At 56.6% G+C, this 6,567-nt stretch carries 5 protein-coding genes and 1 tRNA gene; 1 reads left to right on the top strand and 5 read right to left on the bottom strand.

Annotated features, from left to right (window positions below; genetic code table 11):
* Positions 1–23: 23 nt before the first annotated feature.
* Positions 24–953 (bottom strand): HNH endonuclease, encoded by a 930-nt coding sequence (locus ASF82_RS07495; RefSeq protein WP_056055382.1) that lies wholly within the window; start codon positions 951–953, stop codon positions 24–26.
* 151 nt (positions 954–1,104) lie between these two features.
* Here ASF82_RS07495 and ASF82_RS07490 point away from each other — a divergent pair.
* A tRNA-Pro gene (locus ASF82_RS07490) sits at positions 1,105–1,181 on the top strand.
* Positions 1,182–1,331: 150 nt separating this feature from the next.
* On the opposite strand, the gene ASF82_RS15530 is transcribed toward ASF82_RS07490, so the two are convergent.
* Genes ASF82_RS15530 through ASF82_RS15225 form a run of 4 tightly spaced genes read right to left on the bottom strand, consistent with a single transcriptional unit; the run spans position 1,332 to position 6,499 of the window.
* Positions 1,332–2,180, bottom strand: coding sequence for an HNH endonuclease signature motif containing protein (locus ASF82_RS15530; protein WP_156369943.1), 849 nt, complete (start codon positions 2,178–2,180; stop codon positions 1,332–1,334).
* A gap of 5 nt (positions 2,181–2,185) precedes the next feature.
* A complete protein-coding gene (locus ASF82_RS15235) occupies positions 2,186–3,730 on the bottom strand; it encodes an AAA family ATPase (protein ID WP_082514393.1) in 1,545 nt (514 codons plus the stop codon).
* Positions 3,727–5,142 (bottom strand): restriction endonuclease subunit S, encoded by a 1,416-nt coding sequence (locus ASF82_RS15230; protein ID WP_255354160.1) that lies wholly within the window; start codon positions 5,140–5,142, stop codon positions 3,727–3,729. Before ASF82_RS15230 ends, ASF82_RS15235 begins: the two co-directional genes overlap by 4 nt.
* Positions 5,135–6,499, bottom strand: coding sequence for an N-6 DNA methylase (locus ASF82_RS15225; protein ID WP_156369942.1), 1,365 nt, complete (start codon positions 6,497–6,499; stop codon positions 5,135–5,137). The genes ASF82_RS15230 and ASF82_RS15225 overlap by 8 nt, the downstream gene beginning before the upstream one ends.
* Positions 6,500–6,567: the final 68 nt, after the last annotated feature.

The raw sequence follows: 6,567 nt of genomic DNA, 5'->3' as shown, positions 1-6,567 counted from the left end.
CCCGCCGCAACATGCGTCCCTGATCAGGGCCACTCGGCAAAGGCTGCCCGGGCCGCATCCGTTCGGTAGAACTTCCTCAGGGCCGCGGGGGAGGGAGCGGCGGGGAGGTGCGCGAGGTCGTCGCGGGTGACCTGGAGGGCCTCCTTCGACACGGTCGGCGCATAGGTGATCCGGCTGCCGTCCGGCTCGATCCGCAGGAGGAAGGCGTCGAAGGCGACGTGGTGGTTGAGGCAAAGAGGGAGCCCGTTGACGGCTTCGTCGGGGCCGCCGATGCTCTTGGGGATGAGGTGCGCACCCTGGATGAGTCGAGGAACGGCGATGTCGCAGAGGGCGCAGGTCGTGCCGTAGCGGTTGAGCACGTCGATCTTGAAGCGTCGTTGCTGGGTCCGCTGCTGAACGAGGCGAAGAATTTGCATCGGCAGTCCGTCGAAGAGATTTACGTCGTCTTCCGAGTCGGGCAGCTCGTGGGCTGGGGCGAGGGGCAGGACCCCTTCGACGAAGGTGACGAAGAAGACGGCCTCGTCGTCGTTGAATCCCTTGACGTAGCCGAGGCGGACATCTTTGAGTCGCTCACGGAGGGCGTTAGGCGTCACGACGAAGAGGGGCAGGCCGAGCGACTGGGTGCGCTTGACGGATTCGATCTCGTTGCGGTCGAAGGAGGCAGGCCGTTGGGTGCTCGGATAGTGGTAGTCGAGATGTTCGTCGCTGAGATCGTCGGCGTACGTGCGGCCGGTGTGTTTCAGAGTCAGGGCCACGCGGCCCGGCCCGCCGATGGTCCAGTCGCCGCTGCCATCGAAGAAGATGCCCGCTTGGCCGGCGTAGAGCCCGAGGGCACGGACTGCGGACGGTTCGAGGCCGGTGGCGGTGCCTGTCTCGGAGAGCTGGCTCCACAGGGTCAGGCGTCGCTGATGCTCGCCCTGAGTCCACTCGGCGATCCCCACGAAGAAGATCATGACTCACGTATGCGGGATCTCGCGCATCACTCACGTCCCCAGCTCGTGGGTCAGGCTGGGGGTGCACTCAGCACCCCTCGCGATCCGCTATGCTTGTCGGGTTGCCTCGGTCGGGGCAACACCAAGAAATCGTTTCTCCGGAACGAATTCTCGGGCTGTGGCGCAGCTTGGTAGCGCACTTGACTGGGGGTCAAGGGGTCGCAGGTTCAAATCCTGTCAGCCCGACCAAACGATTTAGTGACTGGTCGCATGAGTGAAGAGCCGGCGACATAGGTACAAAGATGCGCTGCTCGAAAAGCGCATTCGTCACTCTTTAGCGCGTTTTGGCATGGTGAGCTCAATCCAGACGGCGGCGGCGGGTAGCCCCCGTAAAAACTCCTACCCGAGGATCGTCTCGACAAGTTGCTCTGCTGCCGGACTATCGGCCCGGCGGCTCCTCAAGTACGCCCGAGCTGCCGAAGAGTGCTCTGACTGAGGTCGAATAGCTCGCGCAAGGGCATCAAAGTTCCTTTTGAGGATTGCCCTGGCCTGGGCATCCCCCCCGCCGCCGATTAGTGCGCTCAGCGTGTCGTCGAACGTGCGCCCAAGAGTGCGGTTCAGCTTTTTTCGTTGGTCGACAATGCCGGGGTGATCTAAGTGATAGATCTCAATACTGCTTGTCGCCCTACTTTCAGCCCAGGAGTCCGGGGTGCACCAGAGCGTGTTGCTGCTCGGACGCCCATCGAGACCGAAGGTCAGGAGGTGAACATCCTGAGCGGACGTCGGATCAAGTAGAGTCGCGCTTTCGGCGCTAATGGCGTCAGAGGCATTTGTTGCACGCGCACTACCATCCCTCAACGGAAAGCGATCAGCTTTTCCACCTCCTTTTGAAGTTTTAACCCCCCGTCGGTACTGATTGCAGTACTGGCATGCGAGGCGAAAATTGTCGGGTTCGAGCGCGAGCCACCAATATCCACTGTGGGCAGCATCCTCGGCTACACGACCTTTAGGTCGAAAGTGATCGACTTGGAGGTCGGACCTTATCTGCCGACATTCGCAATACCAGCATTTGCCGTGGCTGGCAAATGCCAAGGGCATCTTGAGCTCAGACCACAACTTAGCTGCTTTGGCCATGGTTTTTTTAAATGGCTCTTTGTCTTCCAGCTTGTACTTTTCCGTAATCTCCAGCTTTAGTAGTGCGGCCCTTTCCAGCCAATCTGTTGGAACATCTACTAAGTCCGTATCCACAAAAATCAAACTTCAGCGCTTCCATTTAGGAGCTCATTCAATACCTGACGAGCCAGCTGGGCTTCTTCGAGTTGCTCTTCACGCGATCGAACTAGTGTCACGGGCACCGCGCGGTCCAGCATCGCTTTCTCGAACTCGTTATAGAGCCGGTCATGCGTCATGAACGTGAACCCGAGGTCACGAAGTTCGTTCGACAGCTCGCCTAATTCTTGTTTCTCCGACGAACTCAGCGACGTCTCCGCAGCGAGTCTGCGATGTCGCTCAACTTTGGCAAGTGTTATGGCGTCGAGGTCGCTAGCGAGTCCATATATCTCACTTGTGAGCAAACCAGCAACCCCTAGCCCCCGCGGGTCGACCTCCGGGTGACGCGCGTAGCTCTTACCTGCATCCTTTTGAAGCAGCAGTACCTGCTCCTTCAGCAGACCAGATATAACCAACGGATCGTGGGTCGCCATCAAGAGCTGACTTGTTGCGTCTGACGTTCCAGTCCCGCTTTCCAACATTCGAACGTAATCCAGACTCCAAGCAGCGTTAAGGTGAGTGTCAGGCTCATCGAGCAGGAACAGCGATTCAGCTTCCGCCGTAAAGCGAAGTAGCCCCAACACCATCAAGAGCTGCTGTTCGCCCTCGCTGAGCTCGCGGAAAACAAGAGAGTGTTCGCCACCTCGCATCCGAACTCGTACACGAACTTCGGCCAACAGATCCGCTGAAAGGATGCTTTCAAAGGCCTTAAAGAGCTGTTGCGGACTACCGGCGTATCGAGATTCAGCGAGCTTTTGCAAACTCATTCGATCCTTGAGGTAGAGAAAGATTTGTTCCCGCCCGCGCTCTCGACCCGAACTGGCCACCTTGTGCCGGAGAGGGGCTAGGGAAAGGTCCCACAACTCGTCCAACAGAGAAGCCACGGTGCCTCGTGCATTCCAGAATCTGTCGTTACCCGAGCTTCCAGTCACCTTACGATGGGCCCAGTAGGGTTCCTTCAGTACAAAGAGAGCCGAATCGAAAGAATCGATTCCCAGATAGTCCCGTAAGACGGGTTCCAAAGTGTCAGACAAGAAGAACGCAAGAAGTACAAATTGACTGTGGATTGGTTGTGCATAAAAAAGCCGACGCAACGGTGCTTCGACACCGTCGCGAAGTTCTTTGCTAAAAGCCTCCTGGTGATGGTTGTAGTGCTCTCGTAGCCGATCCGATGGACCTGAGTAATAGCCGAAGACGAAATCCGGCAGGAGCCTGGGGCTAGCGGAACTGCCTCCGAGACGGCTTTTCGGCGTTTTCTTTCCATCGACGAGGACACTCAATTTGTCGCCTTGGACGTAGTTATCCATCTGGATATCGAGACCACGACATTCGTATCGGATTCGAAACGGTATTGAAGGCACGCGTCCCAGGTCTAAGTCGCGAAAAATAATAGTAAGAGCCTCAAGCAAGTTTGATTTGCCTGTTCCGTTTCGGCCTACTAGGACAGAAACCGGCGAGGCAGCATCGAAGTTAGCGTCGAAATCACTCAAGTTCTTAAACTTACGAATATGAACCGACTTAAGTCTCACTTGATTCTCCTAATGAGCGAGGCGCCGTCTGTCCGGACTTCCTCCACGTCCTTATATTCGACAAGTCGGCGTAACTCGAAATAAAAAGCGTCGACGTCTTGGTCCACCGAGGACCTCGGCCTATCCAAACTGCTGAAAAGCTCTTCGGGTGTCAGGCCTTGCGGGTACTGGTCAAGGGCGGCAAGTACGGATTTAAAAGTATTCCGGCCCGGCGCTCGTCGGTTGTTCATGGAATTCCTCGCTACTTCCGTTACCTGGGGCGGCGCAGTGGGTGTTACTGGCGAACTCGAGAAGCAATGGGCAAGAAATGCGGTCCATCCTGACGCAAGCTTGTCGTCCGCGGAGTCTACGGCGGCCTTTGCTTGGGCTATCAAAGACGCAGTCGTTGCGAACGACTTCATTATGGTGTCCTGGAATTCTCGGTCAGGTAGAGCCACGTTGATGCCCCGCAGGCGATTGAGGGGCAGTTTTGGTTGCGTCGAACCTGTTAGGAAGGCTTGCAGGTCGCTCTCATTGAGAGCCTGTGCCAAGAAAGCAGTATTGACCGAATCGATAACGCCTAGGACGTGCACATGGTTGTTGGCCCAGAAGCGACCCGTAGCTTGAAAGGCGATACTTTGCCGGCGAGACTCTAGGTTTTGACCGTCCTCGCTTAGCAGGAGGAAATTGCCTTCGTGAGTGTGCCCGTCGATGTAGTCGATGATTCCGGATGCCCCAAAGTATGGCGTGCCCCCGGGGCGACGGGCGCGTTCGTTTCTATTGAGGGGGACTCTCTTCCTGTCGTGGACTGAAACGATGTCGTCTAGCTCTTTCGTTACCCAAGCTTCACCACGGGCCTGGGACGCGTCCACAAGATCCCTCCACATGCTGGAGGGCGCCCGCGCCAAGAGGCGTCGTGCCCGGTTCAGGGCGCTCGAACTTAAGTCCAAGTAGCCCTTAGCTCTTACGATACGGTCGGCAATCATTTGTTGTTCGGCGGGCGTAGGCAACGGAATGACGACAGTCGCTAGTCGTTGACTGCTGAGATTTGGGACCACAGAACCAACGGCACGCTGAGCCAACTGCTCCTGGCCGGCTGGAGTGCGCAAAAACCAAAGGAGGTATTCCGCTTTAATATCAGTTGTTACTCGAATTCGTATGAGGTAACTAGCTGCCACTGCCCGGGGCGGCTTCCTAACGATGGCGACGTTGCCCACAGAGCCAGCGCCAGTCCGAGCGACCACAATGTCGCCATCCTCAAGATAATGCCCAACACTATTTGGCTTCTTGGCCGCATAAGGGACCTCCGCCCAATCAACTTCCCCTGTGGGAATATCACTAGTTCGGACCAGACGCACGTCTCCCTCCGCCGCGGCAGGGGACGTCCACCCACCCGAAATGTCCGCCACTTCGGAAAGAGGGACGCTACGCATCATTGTCAACCAAAATTGACTGCAGCCGTTCGAGGCTGCGAAGAGCGACATCTAGTTGGTCGCGTGCTTCACGAAGGAGTTCTTCGGACTCGGGCACGCTTACATCTTCGGCGGTCGACCTCCACTCGAGACGGTCGAGTTCGTATTGAACCTGCTCGACATCACCCGCAGTGAATTTGGTCCAGCGCTTGCTTGGCGACTGGCTCTCGGAGCGAGGAGATCTCCCGTGCGCATCCGGTCCGTACACGTCGACGAATTCCGCCAGTTCCGTAGCGCCTAGAGGCTTACGACCAGCACTCTCCCTCGACCGTGCGTCGTATATCCAAACGTCGCTACTTGGGTTTTCGTTGCTTAGGAATAGAACGTTGGTCTTGGTCCCAGCGGTGTAAGGCGCGAATGTGCCATCTGGAAGGCGAAGTACCGTATGAAGTTTGCATCGCCGCAACATCTCCGGCAGCAGGCCCCTCGCTGTCTCACCAAATAGGCTACTGTCAGGCACCACAATCGCCGCCCTCCCGCCTTGTCCGAGAGACTGCACAATATGCTGGACAAAGTTAGCTTGCTTATTCGTTGTCCGAAACCAGAAATCTTTCCGGTCGGGAATCTGATGCCCCTGGCTTCCAAAAGGTGGGTTGGCCAAAATTATTCGTGACGCATCACTGGCGGGCGACTGCAGTGCGTCCCCCAATGTGACTGCAAAATCCCTAATGTCATGCAATTGGCCATTCATGAGCGCCAGCCGACGTGGCCTTTGGACGAGTTCATTCCCGCGGTACTTGATCTTTGTGCTCGTGCCGGATTGCCTAACAAGCCACTCATGAGCCGCGATTAAAAATCCCCCCGTTCCAGCCGCCGGATCGAGGACCTCGCTGTCGCCTTCAAAGTAGCCAGGCTTCAGGCACGCCACAATAGCTTTCGTCAGAACTCGGGGCGTGAAATACTGGCCAGCCCCTTTTTTTCCCTCAGACGCCGCCTGGTCGAGGAGATATTCAAAAGCGTCCGCTTGAACGTCTCGTTCTAAACTTTCCCATTCCAATGAATTGAGTTCTGTCATGAGGGTTCTTAGGCTTGCGTCGGAGGCGAACTCCGAACGAGCGCCCGCGAAGATGGCCGACACCTCGCTCTCCGCGGAGCCTAGTTCGCCAAGGAGAGTTTCGTAGACGGATGTCAACCCTGCGACGGGTTGTTCTTCCAGAAGGGACCAGGCCGAGCCAGCTTTACCGCCAGCTTTTGTCGAGGCCATCTTTAGAAATAATAGGTAGGTAATTTGGTCCAGGTATTGGCCATAGTCCATGCCATCATTTCGAAGAACATTGCAGTATTTCCAGAGTTTCGGCCCAATAGTATTCAAGTGCACTAGCCCTTCAAGCTACATGAGGCATGTTCGTCCTTGAGCCGAGCAGTCATCGGTCTTCCTGCCACGGG

It is taken from the genome of Frigoribacterium sp. Leaf164 (genome assembly GCF_001423665.1).
Taxonomy (GTDB): Bacteria; Actinomycetota; Actinomycetes; order Actinomycetales; family Microbacteriaceae; genus Frigoribacterium; species Frigoribacterium endophyticum.
Note: the sequence above shows the minus strand (reverse complement) of the source record. Positions and strands in the feature narration are given on the sequence as shown.